Source organism: Orbaceae bacterium lpD01 (assembly GCA_036251705.1).
Taxonomy (GTDB): Bacteria; Pseudomonadota; Gammaproteobacteria; order Enterobacterales; family Orbaceae; genus Utexia; species Utexia brackfieldae.
Map to the genome: position 1 here is coordinate 1845612 of CP133959.1, position 22455 is coordinate 1868066.

18 protein-coding genes are annotated in these 22455 nt (G+C 38.5%); 13 read left to right on the forward strand and 5 right to left on the reverse strand.

All coding sequences use genetic code 11. The annotated features are described in order from the left end of the window. Window position 1: 1 nt before the first annotated feature. Window positions 2-1765 (forward strand): Lon protease family protein, encoded by a 1764-nt coding sequence (locus tag RHO15_08250; GenBank protein WVD63465.1) that lies wholly within the window; start codon window positions 2-4, stop codon window positions 1763-1765. Window positions 1766-1875: 110 nt separating this feature from the next. On the opposite strand, the gene RHO15_08255 is transcribed toward RHO15_08250, so the two are convergent. Then, window positions 1876-2745 (reverse strand): co-chaperone YbbN, encoded by an 870-nt coding sequence (locus tag RHO15_08255; GenBank protein ID WVD63466.1) that lies wholly within the window; start codon window positions 2743-2745, stop codon window positions 1876-1878. 110 nt (window positions 2746-2855) lie between these two features. Then, entirely contained in the window at window positions 2856-3626 is a 771-nt protein-coding gene (locus tag RHO15_08260; GenBank protein WVD63467.1) for an SDR family oxidoreductase, read from the reverse strand. A gap of 231 nt (window positions 3627-3857) precedes the next feature. On the opposite strand from RHO15_08260, the gene mtnN reads away from it, so the two are divergent. Together mtnN and RHO15_08270 are read left to right on the forward strand one after the other, a co-directional pair. Then, window positions 3858-4550: a 5'-methylthioadenosine/S-adenosylhomocysteine nucleosidase gene (mtnN, locus tag RHO15_08265; GenBank protein WVD63468.1), complete on the forward strand. Its 693-nt coding sequence runs from the start codon at window positions 3858-3860 to the stop codon at window positions 4548-4550. A 16-nt stretch (window positions 4551-4566) separates the two neighbouring features. Then, window positions 4567-5202 (forward strand): TRIC cation channel family protein, encoded by a 636-nt coding sequence (locus RHO15_08270; protein ID WVD63469.1) that lies wholly within the window; start codon window positions 4567-4569, stop codon window positions 5200-5202. 12 nt (window positions 5203-5214) lie between these two features. Here the strand turns inward: RHO15_08270 and RHO15_08275 are convergent, their stop codons facing one another. Next, window positions 5215-5529 (reverse strand): DUF4282 domain-containing protein, encoded by a 315-nt coding sequence (locus RHO15_08275; protein WVD63470.1) that lies wholly within the window; start codon window positions 5527-5529, stop codon window positions 5215-5217. Window positions 5530-5820: 291 nt separating this feature from the next. Between RHO15_08275 and ycaO the strand changes: the two genes are divergently transcribed. The 10 genes from ycaO to RHO15_08325 all read left to right on the forward strand — a co-directional run bounded on the left by ycaO (window position 5821) and on the right by RHO15_08325 (window position 19747). Continuing rightward, a complete protein-coding gene (gene ycaO, locus RHO15_08280; GenBank protein ID WVD63471.1) occupies window positions 5821-7575 on the forward strand; it encodes a 30S ribosomal protein S12 methylthiotransferase accessory factor YcaO in 1755 nt (584 codons plus the stop codon). 221 nt (window positions 7576-7796) lie between these two features. Beyond that, complete coding sequence (locus tag RHO15_08285) at window positions 7797-8387, forward strand: TMEM175 family protein (protein ID WVD63472.1); 591 nt, start codon at window positions 7797-7799, stop codon at window positions 8385-8387. A 210-nt stretch (window positions 8388-8597) separates the two neighbouring features. Further along, window positions 8598-9446 carry a formate transporter FocA gene (gene focA / locus RHO15_08290; protein ID WVD63473.1) on the forward strand — a complete coding sequence of 283 codons (849 nt, stop codon included), beginning with the start codon at window positions 8598-8600 and terminating at the stop codon, window positions 9444-9446. 79 nt (window positions 9447-9525) lie between these two features. Continuing rightward, complete coding sequence (pflB, locus tag RHO15_08295) at window positions 9526-11808, forward strand: formate C-acetyltransferase (GenBank protein WVD63474.1); 2283 nt, start codon at window positions 9526-9528, stop codon at window positions 11806-11808. Window positions 11809-11929: 121 nt separating this feature from the next. Next, window positions 11930-12697 (forward strand): pyruvate formate lyase 1-activating protein, encoded by a 768-nt coding sequence (gene pflA, locus RHO15_08300; protein ID WVD63475.1) that lies wholly within the window; start codon window positions 11930-11932, stop codon window positions 12695-12697. Window positions 12698-13445: 748 nt separating this feature from the next. Then, window positions 13446-14057 carry a fimbrial protein gene (locus tag RHO15_08305; GenBank protein ID WVD63476.1) on the forward strand — a complete coding sequence of 204 codons (612 nt, stop codon included), beginning with the start codon at window positions 13446-13448 and terminating at the stop codon, window positions 14055-14057. 74 nt (window positions 14058-14131) lie between these two features. Beyond that, window positions 14132-14833, forward strand: a complete 702-nt coding sequence (locus RHO15_08310) for a molecular chaperone (protein WVD63477.1) — start codon at window positions 14132-14134, stop codon at window positions 14831-14833. 10 nt (window positions 14834-14843) lie between these two features. Then, on the forward strand, window positions 14844-17354 hold the full coding sequence (locus RHO15_08315; protein ID WVD63478.1) for a fimbria/pilus outer membrane usher protein: 2511 nt from the start codon (window positions 14844-14846) through the stop codon (window positions 17352-17354). Beyond that, on the forward strand, window positions 17338-18336 hold the full coding sequence (locus RHO15_08320; protein ID WVD63479.1) for a fimbrial protein: 999 nt from the start codon (window positions 17338-17340) through the stop codon (window positions 18334-18336). The genes RHO15_08315 and RHO15_08320 overlap by 17 nt, the downstream gene beginning before the upstream one ends. A gap of 433 nt (window positions 18337-18769) precedes the next feature. Further along, window positions 18770-19747 (forward strand): fimbrial protein, encoded by a 978-nt coding sequence (locus tag RHO15_08325; GenBank protein ID WVD63480.1) that lies wholly within the window; start codon window positions 18770-18772, stop codon window positions 19745-19747. Window positions 19748-19917: 170 nt separating this feature from the next. Here the strand turns inward: RHO15_08325 and rarD are convergent, their stop codons facing one another. Together rarD and serS are read right to left on the reverse strand one after the other, a co-directional pair. Continuing rightward, the gene (rarD, locus tag RHO15_08330; GenBank protein ID WVD63481.1) at window positions 19918-20835 is read right to left on the reverse strand and encodes an EamA family transporter RarD; all 918 of its coding nucleotides are present in this window, start codon (window positions 20833-20835) and stop codon (window positions 19918-19920) included. Between the two features lie 303 nt (window positions 20836-21138). Beyond that, window positions 21139-22431, reverse strand: coding sequence for a serine--tRNA ligase (gene serS / locus RHO15_08335; GenBank protein ID WVD63482.1), 1293 nt, complete (start codon window positions 22429-22431; stop codon window positions 21139-21141). Window positions 22432-22455: the final 24 nt, after the last annotated feature.

Genomic DNA, 22455 nt, shown 5'->3' on the forward strand with positions numbered 1-22455 from the left:
TTTGACAATTCATCAATTATCTTGGCAACAAACTCAACCGATTACAGAAAATACAGACTCAATTTTTGCAGCGGCTCCCTCAGCCAGTAGTATACTGTTTTTACAAAAAAGACTCGCGGCCGCTTTACAGCTTCTGTGTCCTGCACAAAGAAGACATTACGATCATCGTTTTATGCTACTCAAGTCGAGTGAGAGTCAGCTGATTTTTTCACTTTTACAGCAAGCAGTAAAAACTTATTTATCTGAAGATGAGCAGCCACTCGGCTATGCTTATCATGCTAAAGATCACAAAGTGACATTAAGACCAGCGCAAACTCGCCAAGATAACTTTTCAGCGGTGAATAATTGTTTATATGCCGAGTGGTTTGATAGTGAAATGCTTTTTGGTTGTGTGCGTCAACCGGATGATGACAATCTAAAATTACAGCCAGGATTAGTTCATAAAGCCAATGGAGGTATACTTATTTTAAGTTTACGCTCGCTATTAAGTAAACCTGATTTGTGGGTTAGACTTAAAAATATGGTGACCACTGGTGAATTTCATTGGTTCTCTAACGATGATGCGAGTCCGTTACCTTACAATATTCCCCCCCTTCCGCTTGATCTGCGCATTATGCTGGTTGGCGACAGAATTAGCTTATCTGAATTACAAGACGCCGATCCAGAATTTTATCAAACCTCACTTTATAGTGAAGTTGAAAATGAAATTAGTCTACAATCTGAGCAAAACTTGGCTGACTGGGCCAGTTATATCAAATTTTTACAGGGAAGCCAAAATTTACCCGCATTATCTGCTGACGCTTATCGGCCAATCATCAAAGCAGCGATACGCCATACTGAAGATCAATACTATTTACCGCTTTCATCGGATTGGCTTTATAGCTTGTTAGTTGATGCCGCACGCCAGTCGACAGAGATCATTACTGCGCAACATGTAGAACAAGCGTTACAACAAAAATATGCACGTGAAGATTATCTGGTGCAGCGCTTCCGAGATGAAATATTCTCTAATATGATCACCATAAACACCCAAGAACAAATTGTCGGTCAAATCAATGGACTGTCAGTTATTGAGTATCCGGGTTATCCTTTGTCCATTGGCGAACCGACACGTTTAAGTTGTTTAGTCCATTTTGGTGATGGCGAATTTATTGATATTGAAAGAAAAAATGAATTAGCTGGTAATATTCATTCTAAAGGAATGATGATTATGCAAGCATTTATTACCGCTGAATTTGCCCTTTATCATCAACTGCCTTTTTCTGCTTCACTTGTTTTCGAACAGTCCTACAGTGAAGTGGATGGTGATAGTGCCTCGTTGGCTGGACTCTGTGTCCTCATTAGTGCACTAGCTCAGCAACCGATTGATCAGCAACTGGCGGTGACCGGTTCGGTTGATCAGTTTGGACATGTGCAACCTATTGGCGGCGTAAATGAAAAAATCGAAAGTTTCTTTGCTATTTGCCAGCACCGAGGATTAACCGGTCAACAAGGCGTAATCATTCCTGCGGCGAATCAACGTAATCTTAGTCTGAATGACGAAGTCGTGGAGGCAATCAAAAATAACTTATTTACTATCTGGACAGTTGAACATGTTTCTGAGGCTTTACTCTTATTAACCGGTATTGCGTATAAAGATAAGGGAGATATAAGCCTATATACTCTAATTCAAACCAGAATTCAGCAGTTGTTATTACAAGATAAAAAAATGAGTTCAGGTCACTGGTTAAGGAGATGGTTTAAATCCAGCTCATCAGAGCAATAAACTGAGATAAAGGCGCCTTTCGGCGCCTTTTTTGATAGCACTTATTTCATTCTTGTTCACCGATATATAAGCTCATCATAAAAGATAAACACGCTTGACGCTTTACTTAACTAGTAGAGTAAAGAGTAAAGCTTACGGCGATAGGATGCGGCTAACGGATTACTCGTGCCTAAGGCCGCTAACATATCCATTAAAGCTTTCTTGATTTGCCCCTCTCCAACAGCCAAATCAGTCTGCAATGGTTTGAAAAGAATCGCCAAAGCTTCCTCATTTCGTCCGACCTGATGCAGTTGAGAAGCTAATTGTACCATTAACTCAGTATTCTCTGGTTCTTGCATCAATTGCTGCTGTAATAACGTAATCTCAGGTGAATCCGCCGCCTGTTTTAATAATTCTATATTTGCCACTAAACTTTGATATTCGGTATCTTGATCCTGCATCGGAATTTGTAACAATATCAGTTCAGCCGATTCAATTTGTTTTAATTCAATCAAGACTTTAGCGAGTAATAAGTTAATATCTGTGCGAGTTTTACCCACCGGTGTTAATAACTGTTGCTGAACCTCTTTCAATAAGGATAAGGCCTGCTCAAATGCACCTTCCTCGAGTAGTGCTTTTGCCTCAGAAAGTTTGATCTCATCCTGATTAGGTAAAACTTGTTGTAATAATTGTCTAATCACCTCTTCTGGTTGAGGACCTTCAACACCGTCTACTGGTTGTCCATTTTGGAAAACATAGACAGTTGGAATCGCCCGCAAACCAAATTGACCGGCTAACATTGATTGTTCATCACAATTCAATTTCGCTAAAATAAATTGACCCGAGTATTCATTCGCTAAACGCGTTAATAATACAGTCAATGCTTGGCATTGGGGGCTGCGATCGGACCAGAAATAGAAGACAACCGGGACTGTTTTTGATTCAACTAATAATTGTTGTACATTTTGTTCATTGACATCAATAATTGATGAATTTTGCATAATAAATCCTATTTATATCCATAAAGGGGTTTCAATTAAAATAAGTCTACTGGCGCCTTTTTTCAAGTGTAACCACTCTTTTATATTGCGCGTTTATACTGCGCGACTCACTATTTTCTTTTTAACACCCTATCCATCAATTTATCAGGTAATAAGCGCTTTAATATCGCCGTCACCTGAGTGATAAGCGTAATTCGATAACGAATCTTTGGCGAAGACTTTTCTAAGGCGTGATAGAGTTTAGGTAATATGGCTTCAGGTGGCAGCGCAAAATGTTTAGCTAGCGGTGGGTTCTCAACGATATGCCCCTGTTCCATTTGATTAACATTATGGGTAAAAGCCGTTTCTATCGGCCCAGGTTCCAGCAAGCAAACCTTGATGCAGGTCTCCTTGAGTTCAAGGCGTAATGCATCAGACCACGCTTCTAAAGCATATTTACTCGCAGCATAAGCACCACGGCCTGGTGTGGAAATAAAACCCATAATCGAACTGGTCTGGATAATTCTCGCATCTTGCTGTGACAGCATCGCAGGCAGAAGTAACTGGGTGAGTTGATGCATACCAAAAAAATTGGTTGAAAATTGCGCCTCGAGTTTTGCACGACTAATACTCATGATTGCGCCATAAACACCAAACCCGGCATTATTGAATAAACCAAATAATTGGTGATGACAAAAGGCCAGCACCTCTTTAGCGGCACGTTCAACTGAATTTGGATCATCAAGATCGAGCAGTACACAATCAAAACCTAAATCGACCAATTTTTGATAATCGACAGGTTGACGACAAGCGGTGATAACATGATATCCACGTGTTCTTAAGGCTTGTGCCGCCACAAATCCAATCCCGGATGAACAACCCGTTATAAATATCGATTTCACTTCGTCTATATCCTCATCTCTTAGTATTACACAATGAAATACAAAATGTATTATATGCTACTCTGCAACCCATGTTATCAATGCGAACGATCAAATCATCTTATTTGACTGTTTTAAACAAATTAAAACCAAAAGATTCAATCTTGTACATAATTTATATTGTAAAGCTTTATTGTTATGCATTGAAACGTTATCATAACACAGAGAAAATTTAAATTTATAGGTTATAACATGAAGATTGCTATCATTGCTGCGATGTCAGAAGAGATTCAAATTTTACGTGATAAAATTGAAAACTGTCAGATTGAAAATCGCTTTGGATTTGATTTTTATACTGGTCGACTAGCGGGTCACGACATTGTTCTACTAAAATCAGGTATTGGTAAAGTCGCCGCTGCAACCGGAACAACCATGTTATTAAGTCATTATCAAATTGATGCTGTGATTAATACGGGGTCTGCCGGGGGCCTCAAGGCGAGTTTAAACGTGGGTGATATTTTAGTCTCAACAGAAGTGACCTATCATGATGCAGATTTGACTGCTTTTGGTTATCAAATTGGCCAAATGGCAGGTTGTCCAGTAAATTTTCAGGCAGATAAAAACTATCAACAATTAGCCTTAACTTGTATTAAACAGCAGCAACTCACTGGTGTAGCTGGATTAATTTGTAGCGGTGACGCGTTTATTAATGGTAAAGAGAAGCTTGAGCATATTCGTCAGCATTTTTCTGAGGCGATCGCTGTTGAAATGGAAGCCGCGGCGATTGGTCATGTCTGTTGGTTATTTGGTACGCCTTTTGTCGTTGTTCGGGCTGTTTCTGATGTGGCAGACAAAGAGTCAGCCATCAGTTTTGATGAGTTTTTACCGCTTGCCGCCAAACAGTCCTCGCTGACAGTTGAAACCATGCTAAAAACACTTAAATAACCGGCGAATCTTCGAGATGAGTTACATTTTTTGGCTGGATATTTTAGGCACAGCGGTATTTGCCATTTCAGGTGTGTTACTAGCAGCCAGAACACAAATGGATCCCATTGGCGCATTGGTCCTTGGGGTGATTACCGCTATTGGTGGCGGGACAATCAGAGATATTATTTTAAATAATGGTCCTATCTTTTGGGTGGTCGATTCAACGGATTTGATGATAGCGATAGTCGCGTCATTCTTTTCGATGATATTTATTCGATTTACGACCTTTAAATATCCACGTTATTTATTATCTATTCTCGATGCGATTGGCTTGGCTGTTTTTGTCGGCATCGGTGTTAATAAGGCAATTGCATCCCATGTGAATGAGTTAGTCGCTGTCTGTATGGGCGTTTTAACGGGTGTGGGGGGTGGCGTAATACGTGATGTATTAGCCAGAGAAATTCCGATGGTTTTCCGCGTTGATATCTATGCAACCGCTTGCATTATTGGTGGTGTTTGTCATATGATGGCATACCAGTTCTTCAGTTTACCGCTACAATATGCAACGCTATTCGGTATTGCCGTCACATTAGTGATTCGTTTAATGGCCATCTTTTGGCACTTAAAACTACCGATTCTCAGTGCCAAAAGTGGAATCAATAGGTCCTAAAGCAGAATATCGTTATTCTGCTTTTGAGATCTCATCAATAATCACATCATTTTCATCAACCACTGTTTTAGTCCCTTGGCTTATATCGACTAATTTCTCAAGATTACGATTTATGCTAAATAACACAAAAATAACTTCAAACGAGACACGTAAACTGACAAAACCAAAAATGATAGCAAATAGCCCTGCCAAAAAGGATGAATTCACCATCGTTGCCAGACCGCCAAGAATAATCAAAATCAATAAGAGCCAATAAACCCCAGTTAATAGTTCAGGAATAACTAATCGATTAAAAAACAGCAACTCTTTCGGTTCGAATTTTTTCATAATAAATCCCTCTTAATGAAATATAGCATGGTTGTAACTTGTTAAATTCTAACGAATTTAAATCAAATAGTACAATTTTATTCGTAGTTTTCCTTTATGTTGACTTATTCAAGAAAGTCATAGAATAGACTCTCTTCTACTCCATTGGTTTATTACTTTCTCAAAATCTTCGTCATCGACTTTAAACAGGGCTCATCATAAAATTAAATCCTGAATAAATAGCCAGTTTATCGATAAAAATATACAATAATCACCTGAGACTTTATATCGTTAACACTAAGAGCTATTTTGATGAAAACTTATATTCCAGGCAAAGATGCCGCACTTGAAGATTCTATTCACTATTTTGAACAGCAACTTAATCATTTTAACTTACAAGTTAAAGAGGCTTCCTGGTTAAATCCGGTCCCTAACGTTTGGTCTGTACACATTCAAAATATTGAGTGTCCACTTTGCTTTACTAATGGTAAAGGTGCCACTAAAAAAGCCGCATTAGCCTCAGCCTTAGGTGAATATTTCGAACGTTTATCAACCAATTACTTTTTTTCTGATTTCTATCTTGGTCAGCAAGCGGCTGCAAATGCGTTTATTCACTATCCAACTGAAAAATGGTTTCCGATAATCCATGCAGAAAAATTACCTGATGGTTTGCTGAGTCCGCAACTACTGCAATTTTATGACCCACATAAAGAGCTTAATGGTAATGACTTAATCGACATGCAGTCGAGTAATACCGATCGTGGTGTATGTGCCCTGCCCTTTGTTCAACAGTCAAATCAAAAAAAGATTTACGTACCGGTTAACTTAATTGCTAATCTTTATGCCTCTAACGGTATGGCCGCAGGTAATACAAAATATGAAGCGCGAGTCCAGGCACTGTCTGAAATTTTTGAGCGTTACGTTAAAAATAGAATCATCGCAGAAGCTATCAGCTTACCTGTGATTCCAACAGAAGTATTACAGCGCTATCCCGATGTCGTTGCAGCAATTAACACATTAGAAAAAGAGGGTTTTCCAATCCTCTGTTACGATGCCTCATTAGGCGGCCAATATCCGGTTATTTGTGTAGTATTATTTAATCCTGAAAACGGTAGCTGCTTTGCCTCATTTGGTGCTCATCCTCGCTTTGGCGTTGCACTTGAACGAACGGTAACAGAGCTACTACAAGGTCGCAGTTTAAAAGATCTCGATGTATTTTCTCCCCCTAGTTTTGATAATGATGATGTTGCTGATTTAACTAATTTGGAGACCCATTTTATCGACTCAAGTGGTCTGATATCATGGGATCTTTTCAAACAACAAACCGACTATGACTTTGTCGAATGGGATTTTAGTGGCGATACCGCGCAAGAGTATCAAAATATGATGCAGATCATGAATGATCAGGATACCGAAGTCTTAATCATGGATTATCAACACTTAGGCGTCTATGCATGTCGAATTCTGGCGGTCGGTATGTCAGAAATCTATCCGCCAGAGGATCTATTAATTGCCAATAATAATATGGCCATCCATTGGCGAGATACGATTTTAAATTTACCGACAGCAACGTTATCCAAAGAGCATTATCTTGCATTAATCGAACAACTTGATGAAGATGATCTTGATGATTTTGCTCGAGTCAGGGAGTTATTAGGTCTGGCAACAGGCAAAGATAACGCCTGGTATACACTACGTGTCGGTGAACTTAAAGCGATGCTGGCTTTGGCTGGTGGTGATTTAGAACAAGCACAAGCCTGGATTGACTGGTCAATTGAATTTAATCAATCAATCTTTACGCCCGCAAGAATGCACGCTTATCGCTGCTTACAAACCTTAGTTAACTTCGCCCTAACCCGTGACTCGGCTGATTTTAACCAATATCAACCGGCTTTTGATAAGATGTATGGCCAGGATGTGGTCAGAGAAATGTGGCAAATTGTTTTGGGTAACCAAAAATTCCATGGCCTATTTCAAATTGATGATGAGCTGACCCAGTTACCCGCTCATCAAACTTTATTATCAGTTTATCAAAAACTTCACCAAAGTTTACTCGCTACAAACTAATCATCTTCCTCAACAAGCATACGACTTACGTATGCTTGTTGAGATCGATCACGATATATTAAAAAATAGTAAATATAAGTTTAATCTTATAGCCATATCAAATGACACTCCTTATACTCAAAATAATTTTAATCATCGCTTAATATAGTGCATGCTATTATTTAAGCGGATAAGAATAACAATGATTGTTATGGATAATATCGTAAGATAAGGGGCAGATTATGTTTGGTAAATCTCGGATTGAAGCATTTAGTGATGGCGTGATTGCCATCGATATTACGATTATGGTCCTTGATTTAAAAGCCAGTAGGCAAGCCAATATGACGGCGATGCTAGATTTACTGCCTCATTTTACTAGCTACATATTAAGCTTTATTTATGTTGGCCTTTATTGGCATAATCATCACAATTTGTTCTCGATCGTCAAAAAAGTGAATAATAAAATATTATGGGCTAATACCCATCTATTATTTTGGTTGTCTTTGATTCCCTTTGGGACCAGCTGGGTGGGTGAAACCTCATTTGCGCTCCTCTCAACCAGTGTGTACGGTTTTATATTATTTATGTCGGCTATTGCCTACTTTGTTCTACAGCGCCTAATTTTCAGTCATCAAAGTTCGGCATTACAGTTACAAACTGCACTTGGTCGAGATCTTAAAGGTAAAATGACCCTCTTGCTCTATCTGTGCGGTATTATTATTGGTATCTTCGATTCTTATATCTCTTTTTCATTCTATATTGTTATTGCACTGCTTTTATTTATTCCAGATAGACGATTTGAAGATATGGCTGAAGAGATAGCTGAGAAATAGCACAATTAGCTCGCTGATAAATTAGCCGCTAAAAACAGTAAAACTGGAAGATAAAATTGAATAAAATCAATAAACAATAAAAAATAGTTGATATTGCATCGTGTTATATGACAAAAAAATCAAAGTATATTTAAAAAATATTTAGTGATATGCGTCAAATTTTGAGTATACTAATAACCCCATAAAATTAATGTTTTTGAGGGTGTTAGTTTGAATACTGACAATATTGTGGATTCATTATCATCTGCGCAAATGACTAAAGTGGCAGAAGAGACTTGCTTATATAAAGTAGGAAAGTATCCACAGATTACTATTTTTTCAGCTATCACAGCTGGTATCTTTATCTCTATTGCTTTTCTCTTCTATATTACCGTGACAACCGGTACCGAAAGTGTTCCTTTTGGTCTGGCGAAGCTTGTTGGTGGCATCTGTTTCTCGATGGGACTGATGTTAGTTGTCTGTTGTGGCGCCGATCTGTTTACCTCGACAATACTCACTATTATTCCCAAGATGACCCAAAAAATATCATGGTTTCAAATGTTTCGAAACTGGGTTTTGGTATATATTGGTAACTTTATTGGTGCCCTATTTTTTGTCGGTTTAATCTGGTTTTCAAGTCAACATATGGCAGCCAATGGTTTATGGGGCTTAAATGTCTTAAACACTGCACAGCATAAATTACACCACACCTTTATTGAAGCAGTCTGCTTAGGTATCCTGGCAAATTTGATGGTTTGCTTAGCAGTCTGGATGAGCTACGCTGGACGCAGCTTAATGGATAAAATGTTTATTATGATTCTACCCGTTGCAACCTTTGTTGCCAGCGGTTTTGAACATAGCATTGCAAATATGTTTATGATTCCAATGGGCATTGTGATTAAACATTTTGCGACACCGGAGTTTTGGTCTGCTATTGGCATCGCACCAGAGGCTTTTAGCGATCTGACAGTACCTAATTTTATTTTGAATAATCTTATTCCTGTAACAATAGGAAATATTATCGGCGGTTTGATGGTCGGTTTGACTTATTGGGGATTAAATTTACGTAAAGCTCATTGATTTCTTAAAGTTTACTACCATATTAATAAAGAATGAGTAGTAAATTTGAGAGTATATTATAATATCTGAGGTAACAATTATGAGTAACTTAAACGAGCAACAAACTGAAGCCTGGAAAGGTTTTAAAGATGGTGATTGGCAAAAAAATGTCAATGTCCGTGAATTTATCCAACAAAACTACACACCTTATGAGGGTGATGAGTCTTTCTTAGCGGGTGCAACTGATGCAACGACTAAGCTTTGGGATAACGTCATGGAAGGCATTAAAATTGAAAATGCAACCCATGCCCCTGTTGATTTTGATACCAGTGTTATCTCAACTATCACAGCCCATGATGCTGGCTATATCATTCAAGACTTAGAGAAAATTGTTGGTCTTCAAACTGAAAAACCATTAAAACGTGCCCTTATCCCGTTTGGTGGTATCAAAATGATCGAAAACTCATGTAAAGCTTACAATCGTGAACTCGATCCTGAAGTTAAAAAAATCTTTACTGAATACCGTAAAACACATAACCAAGGTGTATTTGATATCTACACGCCAGCTATTTTAGCTTGTCGTAAATCGGGTGTTATTACCGGTTTACCAGATGCGTATGGCCGTGGTCGAATCATTGGTGACTATCGCCGTATTGCACTTTATGGTGTCGATTTCCTAATGAAAGACAAATTTGCTCAGTTTAATTCACTACAAGACGATTTTGAAAATGGTGTTGATCTACAAATGACCATGCAACGTCGTGAAGAGATCGCTGAACAACACAGAGCACTAGGCCAAATTAAACAAATGGCGGCTAAATATGGTTATGATATTTCTCAACCAGCGAAAACAGCACAAGAAGCTGTTCAGTGGACCTATTTTGGTTACTTAGCTGCTGTTAAATCTCAAAATGGCGCAGCAATGTCATTAGGCCGTACATCTACCTTCTTTGATATCTACTTTGAACGCGATCTTAAAGCAGGCCTTATCACTGAGAAAGAAGCACAAGAAATTGTCGATCACTTCGTCATGAAATTACGTATGGTTCGTTTCTTACGTACACCTGAATATGATGAATTATTCTCTGGTGACCCAATCTGGGCAACGGAATCGTTAGCGGGTATGGGTGTTGATGGTCGTACTTTAGTTAGTAAAACAACTTTCCGTTTCTTAAATACACTTTATACAATGGGTCCATCGCCAGAACCAAACATGACTATTCTTTGGTCTGAGCAGTTACCTAAAGCATTTAAAGAGTATGCAGCGAAAGTCTCTATTGATACTTCATCACTACAATACGAAAATGATGATTTAATGCGTCCTGACTTTAACAATGATGACTATGCAATCGCTTGTTGTGTAAGTCCAATGATCATTGGTAAACAGATGCAATTCTTCGGTGCCCGTGCTAACTTAGCCAAAACTTTGCTTTATGCAATCAATGGCGGTGTGGACGAAAAACTGAAAATTCAAGTGGGTCCAAAAGAAGAACCAATCCGAAGCGATGTGCTTAATTATGACGAAGTATTTGCACGTTTAGACCATTTCATGGATTGGCTTGCAAAACAATATGTCACGGCTCTTAATGCGATTCACTATATGCATGATAAATATAGCTATGAAGCATCATTAATGGCGTTACATGATCGTGATGTTATCCGTACAATGGCATGTGGTATCGCGGGTCTTTCTGTTGCTGCTGACTCATTGTCTGCGATTAAATACGCTAAAGTAAAACCAGTTCGTGATGAAGATGGTGTTGCGATTGACTTTGAAATCGAAGGTGAATATCCACAATTCGGTAACAATGATGCGCGTGTTGATGATATTGCTGTTGATCTTGTTGAACGTTTCATGAAAAAAGTTCAGAAACTTAAAACTTATCGTAATGCGATTCCAACACAATCAGTATTAACCATTACTTCTAACGTCGTCTATGGTAAGAAAACGGGTAATACGCCAGATGGCCGTCGCGCTGGTGCACCATTTGGACCAGGTGCCAACCCAATGCATGGTCGTGACCAGAAAGGTGCGGTTGCATCATTAACATCGGTTGCTAAACTCCCGTTTGCTTACGCAAAAGATGGTATTTCTTATACCTTCTCAATCGTACCAAATGCGTTAGGTAAAGATGATCATGCTCGTAAACGTAATCTTGCAGGCTTAATGGATGGTTATTTCCATCATGAAGCGACAGTTGAAGGTGGTCAGCATTTAAATGTTAACGTATTAAACCGTGAAACATTACAAGATGCCATGAACAACCCAGAGAAATATCCACAGTTAACTATCCGTGTTTCGGGTTATGCTGTACGTTTTAACTCTTTAACTAAAGAGCAACAACAAGACGTTATTACTCGTACCTTCACGCAATCAATTTAATTCAACGATTGCATTGAATGATAAAGGCTCCCAACGGAGCCTTTATATTTTTGTTAAAATAGTACATTTTTAAAGGCAGAATAGGCAAACTGTTTAGTCTGTCGTTATGTTGAGAATATTTATGGATCAAAACATTATCATGACAACTCACGTACCAGTAAAAGGACGCATCCATTCGTTCGAATCATTTGGTACAGTCGATGGTCCCGGCATTCGGTTTATCGTTTTTTTTCAAGGCTGCTTGATGCGCTGTTTGTATTGCCACAACCGAGATACCTGGGATCTCAAAGGTGGTACAGAGATTACCGTCGCAGAGTTAATGAAAGAGTTAGTCACTTATAAGCATTTTATTATGCCATCAGGTGGCGTCACTGCATCAGGTGGCGAAGCCATTTTACAGGCCGAATTTATTAAAGAGTGGTTTACAGCTTGCCATAAAGAAGGTATTCATACTTGTCTGGATACCAATGGTTATGTGCGTAATTACGATGAGAATATTCATGGCTTAATTGATGTCACTGATTTGGTGATGTTAGACATAAAACAGATGAATGATGAAATTCATCAAAAACTGGTTGGTGTTTCAAATAAACGCGTACTTGAATTTGCCCGTTATTTACAAGAACGTAATCAACGTACCTGGATTCGATATGTGGTCGTACCAGGTTGGAGTGATGATGACGATTCAGCCCATCAATTAGGGGCATTTTTAAAAGACATGAAAAATGTCGAAAAAATTGAGATGCTACCTTATCATAAATTAGGTGCCCATAAATGGGTGACTATGGGTGAAAAATATATGCTTGATGGTGTGGAGCCACCACCCAAAGAGACCATGGAGAATATCAAGCAAATACTTGAAAGCTATGGGCTTACGGTTGCCTACTAATCTTTGCAAATCATGTTAGTTGATAAGTAGAACCGATTCGGTGTCATTTCATCACATTCACCAAACAGAAATGACACCAAAATAAAAAATCTGGATACATCTAAAAAAATAAATGCCTGTAAAATATTTCATTCCCTCGCCAGCTCAATCATTAAAACCCCTGAAACACAAGTATTTCCTCGACATTTGTCAATAACTCATTTTGGTTTCATACAGCGTTGGTTATTCAACAACTATCTATAAGTCAGCTCAAAAAATTAAAAAATATCGTCGATATTATTGCGATTAAAAGTACTAAAAGATAATAAAGCGGTTATTAAAATCACAATGTCTAATTTTAAAACGAGAATATAACACTTTTTAACCCCAACAAAAATTAACCACAAAAATAACAAGTCAGAATTAAACCAGTAAAATCAATTATTAAAAAAAGTGTTATATAAAACTTAACTCCAAGCATTAATTAAACAACTTAAAAACGTTAAAAAAATCAAGATAAACGAACAAAAACATTGAAATAGGGTCTCGTTAATGTATAATCCTGCCGGTAATGTGATTTTCATTTTTTTTACATTTAAATGTATATTTAAAAGCATATTACTCTGAAAGCTTACTTTATTTTAAATAAATTGTATAAATAAAATGCATTTTAAAAAAATCCTCTTTATTTATTGTTTATAAAAACATCCAGTAATGTGAGTTTTTTATTCATCACTTAATTATAAAAATCAACCGAAAGGTAAACTCTATGAAAAAAGTAATCATTTCTTCAATGCTAACAACCATCTTAGTAGCAACTTCTGCCCATGCGGCAGATAACTTCAATGGTGGCCAAATCCAATTCTTCGGTAAAGTAACTGATGTATCTTGTACGATTTCAGTTGACGGCCAAGGCGCTGATGCCAACGTTTATCTACCTTCTCTCGCTTTAAATGAAGCAAAAGATGCTACTGCTGATACTTTAATGAAGCCGAAAGCTTTCGTCATTGATGTCTCTAATTGTCAAGCGTCAGCAACACCACCAGTAGAAGGTGAAGGCGAACCAGCAGCGGCAACAATTAGCTTAATGTGGACTGGCGGTAACTTAGCCACAGCTTCAGCTGATTCAGGTTATTTAGCTAATACAGATTCGACTGGTGCGAAAAATGTTTATTTAGCGCTATCGACAGACAATGGCACAACCCTAACCAATAAAATTGTTCCAGGCGATAATGCACAACCAACTGCAACTGCAGATAAAACATCAGTGCCTAACGGCGTTCGCTTTACTTATTATGTTGGTTATGTCGCTGAGACGCCAGCTAACGTAACTGCCGGACAAATCAACAGTTACGCAACATACGAAATTACTTATCAGTAATCGTACGTATCAAGCTTAAGTTTGAATGATGTTATTCGCGGCAATGCGTTATTGCCGCTTTTAGTGAGGTTAAGATGAAAAAGATCATATTATTTTTTGGTTTCATTTTCAGTATGAACTGTTTAGCAAACAATATTATTGTTCATGGTACACGTTTTATTTATGCTGAAAATGAGAAAGAAGTGACTGTTCAACTAAATAATACGGCTAATCGTCCTGCTATCGCTCAAGTATGGCTTGATAACGGTGATGCTAATGAATCACCTGATGTGATTAAAACACCTTTTCAGATAACGCCACCTATTGCACGTATTGAGTCTAATGGTGGTCAAGCGATTCGCATTAAATTAATCGATAAAACTGAACTTGCAACAGACAGGGAAAGTCTATGGTGGCTCAATATATTAGATATCCCTTCAATCACCAAGAATCAAAATCAAGAAGAGAGCAGTGTCTTGCAACTGGCTATTCGTTCTCGTTTTAAATTTTTCTATCGACCAGCGGGATTAGGCAGTAGAGAGCAAGCACCACAAAAATTAGCCTTAAAAACACATGGTCGATCATTGACGGTTAATAATCCCACGCCATTTTATCTCACACTGATCCAAATCACGACTGAGGATAAAACTGCCCTGCTCAAAGATGCCATGATACTAGCACCACAATCAGAAAAAATAATTAAAACTAAAAAACCCATTAAAACAGGCCAGACAGTGGTTATTAATAATATGAATGATTATGGTACCGCGATTGCTATCAAAAAAGTTGTTGAATAAGGCCTCATCAATGAAGTGTAAAAAATTGTCTAAAAAGCATCATTTTAAACTTTCGATGATCAGTCTATCCTTAATTGGTATAACGCCTGCTTTTAGTACTTACGCTGATGAAACAGAGGCTTATGAATTTAATTCCGGATTTATTATCGGTAAACAACGCAATATCGATTTATCACGTTTTAATAAAGAGATGATCTCGGCTGGTCTCTATTCCGTTGATGTTTATACCAATAATCAATGGAAAGGTCGCTACGATTTAAACATAAGTAAAGATAACAATGGCCATTTAGGTGTCTGCTATACACCTAAAATGCTTGAACAATTTGGTATTTCGATTGATAAATTAAATAATAAATTAGCTAAAGAGAAAGATTTTTGCCAACCTTTATCTGCAATAAATTCTGATAAAAATGTACAAGATGTCTTTATTCCTTCTCAGTTACGCTTAAATATCAGTATTCCACAAATCTATGAATTAACCGTGTCGCGCGCATATATCGAACCAATATTTTGGGATCAAGGTATTACTGCCTTAAATGTCAGTTATATGGGGAACTATTATTATCAACATTTTTCTTCGACTAATAACAATTATCCTGCTCATCATAACAATAATGCCTATGTTTCTATTAACGGCGGTTTATCGTCTAATGGCTGGTTACTAAAACATGTGGCCAATGCAAGCTGGCAGAACTCAAACAATATTGAGTGGAATAATACACAAACTTACCTACAAAAAGCGCTACCACAAATAAAATCCAAAGCAATTGCGGGTAATTTTTATACTGATGGCAATCTTTTTGATAGTATCCATCTACGCGGCATGAAATTATCGACTGATAGCGATATGTTTCCAGATGGTATGACCTCTTATGCGCCAGAGATTAGAGGGATTGCACAAAGTAATGCTCTCGTGATCATCAGACAAAATGGTACTATCATTTATCAAACGTCAGTGCCGCCAGGACCATTTAATCTCACCGACGTACATCCAACCGGATATGGTAGCGACCTGGATGTCACCGTACTTGAGGCGGATGGTAGTGAGAGTACTTTTAGCGTACCTTATTCATCAATAGCACAATTACTCAGACCCGGTTATACTCATTATCAAGTCGCGCTAGGCAAATCAGAAGTTGAAAATTTGACCAAGGACCAGACTATATATCTAGGTACCATCCGACATGGCTTGAATAGTCGCTTTACGCTTTATGCTGGCACGACTGGATTTAATGAGTACCATTCAATCCTGTTGGGAACGGCCATTAATACTGGATTTGGCGCACTGGCATTTGACATCAATTATGCCCATTTATCTCTGTTTGATAACTCCCATATTGGTCAAAGTTATCGCCTGAATTTTAACCGTAAATTTGTTGGAACGAATACGAATATATTCTTAGCTGCGTCACATTCACCCACAAAACACTATTATAATTTGCATGATGCGCTTTATGCCGTGGAGTATCAACATCAAGAGAACTATAATCCATACCGTTCTCCTATAAAAAATGACTTTAATTTTACCATTAATCAGCATTTTTCCGATACATTCGGCGGGATCTATGCCGCTGGCCGTATTGCTGAGTATTGGGAAAATGATCGTACGGTCAAACAGTTTCAAGTCACTTATAGCAACACGATAAAAAGACTCTCATTTTCATCCTCTTATATGCGTGTTTATACCAAGCATCAAAATGAAAATAAGATCGATGATCGAATCAGTTTTAATCTCACTTATCCACTTGGTTTGGGTGGGAAATCGAACACCCTCACCTCAAATACCACGTTTAATAATACCCATTTTGGTTCAAGTCAGTTAGGTATTAATGGATTAATTGATAAAGATGGTTTGGGATCTTACGGCGTGAATACTTCAATAAGCTCTGGTGGCCAGAAAAATGTTGCCATCAATACCAGCTATCGAAGTAAAATTGCGGCAGTCAGCTCAAACTTCAGCCAAGGTGAAACCTATCGCCAGTTTGGTTTTGGTACTAGCGGCTCACTGGTTATCCATACAGATGGCATGACTTTATCACCCAATATTTCTGAGACCATGGTTCTGGTCGAGGCGAAAGGAGCCCAAGGTGCCACAATGTTGCGAAGTCCAAATACATTCATTGATAGCAAAGGTTATGCTTTATCACCTTATGCCAGACCTTACCGAATCAATACTATTGAAGTCGATCCAAAAGGTAGTCCTGAGGATGTCGAGTTTAGCAATAATCTGGCTCATGTAGTTCCTTATGCTGGCAGCATTACCAAAGTTATATTTGATGTTAAACGAAATCAAACACGGGTTTTTTATATCACGCATGAAACAGGCGAACCTCTACCATTTGGCTATGAAGTCAAAGATAGCCATGACAAACCAATTGGTATCGTTGGGCAAGGCGGCACTGTTTTTATTCATAATCCCAAAGCGGATAGTGCTATTATCGAATGGGATAATGGTCGGTGTATATTCCAATTAGACAATCAACCATCTAATGATAGGATATGTTATGATCAAATATTATAAATGGATGCTGATTTTTTTTGGCATGATACTCTCGATTCATACAGTAAAAGCCGTATGCACTCGAACAGCAGCACCAACCATTACTGGCAGCACCGATATGGGCACCGTGATTGTCAGTCCGAATCTTGCGGTGGGTGCTATTATTGCTCAACAGGTTTTTTCTATCCCAGGTAATGCTTCACAAACTTTTTTGAACTGTGATAATGGTACTGAGGTCAATGCCGATGTGGTCATGGGCATCGTCTCAGCATCAGATGCTACGCTTTATTCAACCAATATTCCCGGTGTCAGCATCCGTTTTAATCGAAATAAAAGAGACTATCCATACATCTATACAGCCTCAGGGGCGACGTCACTTGGCGACTCTAACATTACTGTCACTTTAATTAAAACAGCTGAAATCGTTGGCTCTGGCCCACTAACTGCCGGTACTTATACACAGTTTGGTTATCGTCCTGTCAATAATCCCATGATGTCAACCTACATGAATGCCAATGGCACAACGATTATTGCGCCTTCATGCACCATCTCCAATAGCAGCAGTTCAAGTGTCTATTTGGAATCGATAAGTAGAAACAAGCTTACTGGCGGTATTGGACTCACTGCTGGCGAGACGCCTATTTCGATTAATTTATTATGTAATGGCGGATCATCAGTAAGTAGTGGTTTTGATAATATTAACTTAACCTTCAGCGGAGAAATACCAAGTGGTTTGGATGCAAGTTATGGTGTTTTAGCCAATACCAGTGCTTCTGGTGCTAAAGGCATTGGCATTCAGGTGCTAGAAACTGGCTCAAAAAAACCCTTAATATTTAATAAAACTTATGTGGCAGGATCACTAGCCAGCACGCAAAATGGCTACCTTGGCTACCTTGGCTACCTTGTTTCACAAAATTATATTGCACGTTATTACCGATATGGTACGCAAATCACATCCGGTGATGTAGAAGCCAAGATGCTATATAACATAACCTATAATTAATTACATGAATGATGGATTATGCAGCTCATCATAATCCATTTAGCCTTATTATTTACATTTAGTATATCAATGTTATTGGCGTGTAATGATGGTTATGCTTTATCTGTTAATGCTAGCCGGTATCAGACTAATATTATCAGATGTATGGAAAACATAGAACCAGAGAATTCTGTTACCTCGGAGTGTCTTATACGAACCAAATAACCAAAGATCATATTCAATATGATACATATACAAAATCATATTTCAGGTGCTCTCTATAGACAAGCGGTATCCCTTTCTTCTGGTGATAAAAGTACAATATATATGACAAGCGAAATAGTATCGTCGATGATATTCGTCAAACCCAAAATGGATATCGATATTAGCGAATGAAAAGATCTTCAGTGTAGATTCAATTTAGACAATAAATTATGTAGCAATAAGGTATATTATGAACAAGTATTATAAGTGGATCACCATTTTTAGCCTGCTCGGCTCGATTAATTATGCACATTCAGTCTGTACAAGAACAGACATTCCAACTATCAGAGGCAATACGGATATGGGGACAATAATCGTCGATCCTAATCTTCCTGTCGGCGCAGTGATTGCTCAGCAAGTCTTTACGTTTATTGGTAATTTAACTCAAAATTTCTTGATATGTGAAGTAGGCGATCCGATAAACGCTGATGTAGTAATGGGCACCGCATCCGCCTCAGATGAAACTCTCTATTCTACTAATATTCCCGGTATTGGCATTCGCTTTAATCGTAATACCAGAGATTATCCTTATATCTATAATGCGCTAGGGGGAACTTCTGTTGCGGATTCAACAGTTACCGTTACTCTGATTAAAACAGCCGCTATTGTTGGCTCGGGTTCCCTAGCAGCAGGTACATACACGCAGTTTGGTTATCGACCTCTCAACAACCCGATATTCGAAACATTTATGAATGCCAGTGGTAGCAAGATCGTCGCCCCTTCCTGTACGGTATCGAATAGTAGCAACTCAAATGTCTACCTAGCGCCGATAAGCAGAAATAAATTGACCGGTGGCATTGGACTTACCGCGGGTGACACCCCCTTTTCAATCGATTTGCTGTGCAGTGGCGGAAGCTCCATTAATAGTGGCTTTGATAATATGAATTTAACCTTCAGTGGTGAAATTCCGCAGGGTATCGATGCTAGCTATGGTGTCTTAGCCAATATAAATGCTTCTGGTGCCAAAGGTATCGGTATTCAAGTCATCGAAGCCGACTCAAAAAAACCACTAGTTTTTAATCAGCCTTATCTTGCCGGGTCATTAGCAAACACACAAAACGGATATACTATTTCACAAAATTATATTGCTCGTTATTATCGCTATGGTACACAAATCACGGCTGGTGATGTTGAAGCCAAGATGCTGTATAACATAACCTATAATTAGTCTCATCAACAATGGATTACGGGACTTCACGTAATCCATTACCAACAAAAAAAACACCTAGACAGTCAATGTTTAAGGTTACGCTCTTAGCTATCTGACAAACTCACATATTGAATCGAATACCATAATAATGGTCATCTTTATCTTAGATGACTATTTCAATATAATAACTATAAATTATCTTTTATTTCCCGAATATATTTACGTCGACTGATGCTACGAATGGTATAAACTAAGCCTTCAACCATCAGTAAACAGACCGCACTCCAAACTAAAACATAGGTCCATATGTGGTCGGGTGAAATAGTTTCATGTAGCAGAACAATCGACACAATAGCCAGTAAAGCGGGTTCGATATAACTGAGCAGACCAAATAAGCCTAACGGTAATAATTTGGCAGCAACAAAATAGGCCGCGAAGGCGATTGCGGTAATAACGCCCAGCATCGGTATCGCTACAGGATGATAGACAAATTGCATCTTAATTTCTGCAGCAGAGTATTGTGTGCAGAGATAGATAGCGCAGGCGACAGCAATACAGAAAAAGTCACTAAATGTACCTTCAATACCATCTAAACCGAGTTCTCGTCTAAAAATAAGATAAATCGGATAACCCAGCGCTACAACGACCGTTTCCCAAGAGAAAGCCCCGGTCGTCCATAGCTCGTAAATCACTCCCAACACCGCTAAAGTGATCGCAACTCGCTGATAAACGCTAAATTTTTCCTTATAAACAAAGCGGCCACTAATAACCATCATTAAAGGCAAAATAAAATAACCTAATGATGTCGACAACGCTTTCCCTGTCAGAGGCGCCCAAATAAAAATGAGCATTTGAATCGCTAGCATACTGCTACTAAATAGTATGGCTAGAATAAATAGCGGATTTCTTTTGATCTTTTTTAATAAACTGAGTACGGCATCCCAACGTTTTTCAAAGGTAATCAAAATAGCGATAGCTGGACAAGACATTAATAAGCGCCAACAAAAGATTTCAACAACTGAAAGTGGCCGCAATAAAACCGGAAAATAATAAACCAGCCCAAATAGACAGGAGGCAGAAATTGACAATAAAATCCCTTTAAACATCGTTCACCACACACATGATTGTTTCACAAAATGATGAGCACCTAAGCAAATATTGTCTGAACTTTCACAATCTGAACTTTCACAAGATTCTCTATGAGAAAAGCGCCCTATTTTAATCGCGATTATTATAACCTGAATCAGACTATTAAGACGACACATATGGACCATTTTTCTAATGATACTAACGAGAAAACAGATTATTCAGTTGATGAGGGATAGATTTTAACAGTAGGATAATGCAAGTCGATAAAAAAATCCGATGGAATAATACACATCGGATTTCAACTTTAAAAGAATAGATGACTAGCCGATATATTCGATACCCCCCATATAAGGGATAAGTACACTTGGTACTTTAATTCGACCATCAGCTTGCTGGTAATTTTCCATTACAGCAACTAAGGTACGGCCAACCGCCAATCCTGAACCATTTAAAGTATGAACTAAATGGATCTTTTTATCTTCGCGAGCACGGTAACGTGCTTGCATTCGACGAGCCTGAAAATCCCACATATTCGAACATGAAGAGATTTCACGGTAAGTATCTTGAGCCGGGACCCATACTTCAAGATCGTAGGTTTTACAAGAACCAAAGCCGATATCACCGGTACATAAAATCACTTTACGATAAGGTAACTCAAGAAGTTGTAAGACTTTCTCGGCTTGTCCCGTCAGCTCTTCTAATGCCGCCATTGAGTCTTCTGGTTTAACGACCTGCACTAATTCTACTTTATCGAACTGATGCATACGAATCAAGCCACGCGTATCTCGGCCATATGAACCGGCTTCAGAACGAAAACATGGCGTGTGTGCCGTCATTTTTAATGGTAAACAAGCTTCATCAAGAATTTCATCACGCACTAAATTCGTTACCGGTACTTCCGCGGTTGGAATCAATGCATAATTACTGGTTTCAGCCTCGTCTGATAATGGCTTAGTATGAAATAAATCCTCACCAAACTTCGGTAGTTGACCCGTACCAAATAAGGTCGCTTGATTGACTAAATAAGGTACATAAGTTTCTAGGTAACCATGTTCAGAGGTATGAAGATCTAACATGAATTGTGCCAATGCACGATGCAGCTTAGCAATTTGACCTTTCATTACCACAAAACGTGCGCCAGTCAGTTTGACTGCAGCAGCAAAGTCTAATCCAGCAAGACGTTCACCCAGTTCGACATGATCTTTAATTGGGAAATCAAATGTACGTGGCTGGCCCCAACGAAACACTTCAACATTATCACTGTCATCTTTACCATCCGGCACCGAATCATCCGGCATATTAGGAATCGTCGCCACAACATCACGAATTTGAGATAATAGAATCTCTAATTCAGCTTTCGCTTTATCTAGTTTTTCACCTAATTTATTGACCTCTTCACGAACAGCGGTGATATCTTCTCCGCGCGCTTTTGCGGCACCAATATCTTTCGAACGTGCATTTCGTTCCGCCTGAAGATTCTCTGTTTCAACTTGTAGCACCTTTCTCTTTTCTTCCAGAGAACGAAGCGTATCCACATCAAGTTTATAACCTCTGCGCGCAAGTTTAGCGGCAACTGTCGCAAGTTCATTACGTAATAAATTTGGATCTAACATAGTTTGCCTGTTTATTGAATATAG

What these genes read in the sequence shown, in the direction of transcription:
- RHO15_08305 (WVD63476.1), top strand. Translation starts at nt 13,446, where the DNA reads ATGAAAAAAGTAATCATTTCTTCAATGCTAACAACCATCTTAGTAGCA.
- RHO15_08310 (WVD63477.1), top strand. Translation starts at nt 14,132, where the DNA reads ATGAAAAAGATCATATTATTTTTTGGTTTCATTTTCAGTATGAACTGT.
- serS (WVD63482.1), bottom strand. Translation starts at nt 22,431, where the DNA reads ATGTTAGATCCAAATTTATTACGTAATGAACTTGCGACAGTTGCCGCT.
- RHO15_08315 (WVD63478.1), top strand. Translation starts at nt 14,844, where the DNA reads ATGAAGTGTAAAAAATTGTCTAAAAAGCATCATTTTAAACTTTCGATG.
- RHO15_08275 (WVD63470.1), bottom strand. Translation starts at nt 5,529, where the DNA reads ATGAAAAAATTCGAACCGAAAGAGTTGCTGTTTTTTAATCGATTAGTT.
- RHO15_08325 (WVD63480.1), top strand. Translation starts at nt 18,770, where the DNA reads ATGAACAAGTATTATAAGTGGATCACCATTTTTAGCCTGCTCGGCTCG.
- ycaO (WVD63471.1), top strand. Translation starts at nt 5,821, where the DNA reads ATGAAAACTTATATTCCAGGCAAAGATGCCGCACTTGAAGATTCTATT.
- pflB (WVD63474.1), top strand. Translation starts at nt 9,526, where the DNA reads ATGAGTAACTTAAACGAGCAACAAACTGAAGCCTGGAAAGGTTTTAAA.
- pflA (WVD63475.1), top strand. Translation starts at nt 11,930, where the DNA reads ATGGATCAAAACATTATCATGACAACTCACGTACCAGTAAAAGGACGC.
- rarD (WVD63481.1), bottom strand. Translation starts at nt 20,835, where the DNA reads ATGTTTAAAGGGATTTTATTGTCAATTTCTGCCTCCTGTCTATTTGGG.
- RHO15_08270 (WVD63469.1), top strand. Translation starts at nt 4,567, where the DNA reads ATGAGTTACATTTTTTGGCTGGATATTTTAGGCACAGCGGTATTTGCC.
- RHO15_08285 (WVD63472.1), top strand. Translation starts at nt 7,797, where the DNA reads ATGTTTGGTAAATCTCGGATTGAAGCATTTAGTGATGGCGTGATTGCC.
- RHO15_08320 (WVD63479.1), top strand. Translation starts at nt 17,338, where the DNA reads ATGATCAAATATTATAAATGGATGCTGATTTTTTTTGGCATGATACTC.
- mtnN (WVD63468.1), top strand. Translation starts at nt 3,858, where the DNA reads ATGAAGATTGCTATCATTGCTGCGATGTCAGAAGAGATTCAAATTTTA.
- RHO15_08255 (WVD63466.1), bottom strand. Translation starts at nt 2,745, where the DNA reads ATGCAAAATTCATCAATTATTGATGTCAATGAACAAAATGTACAACAA.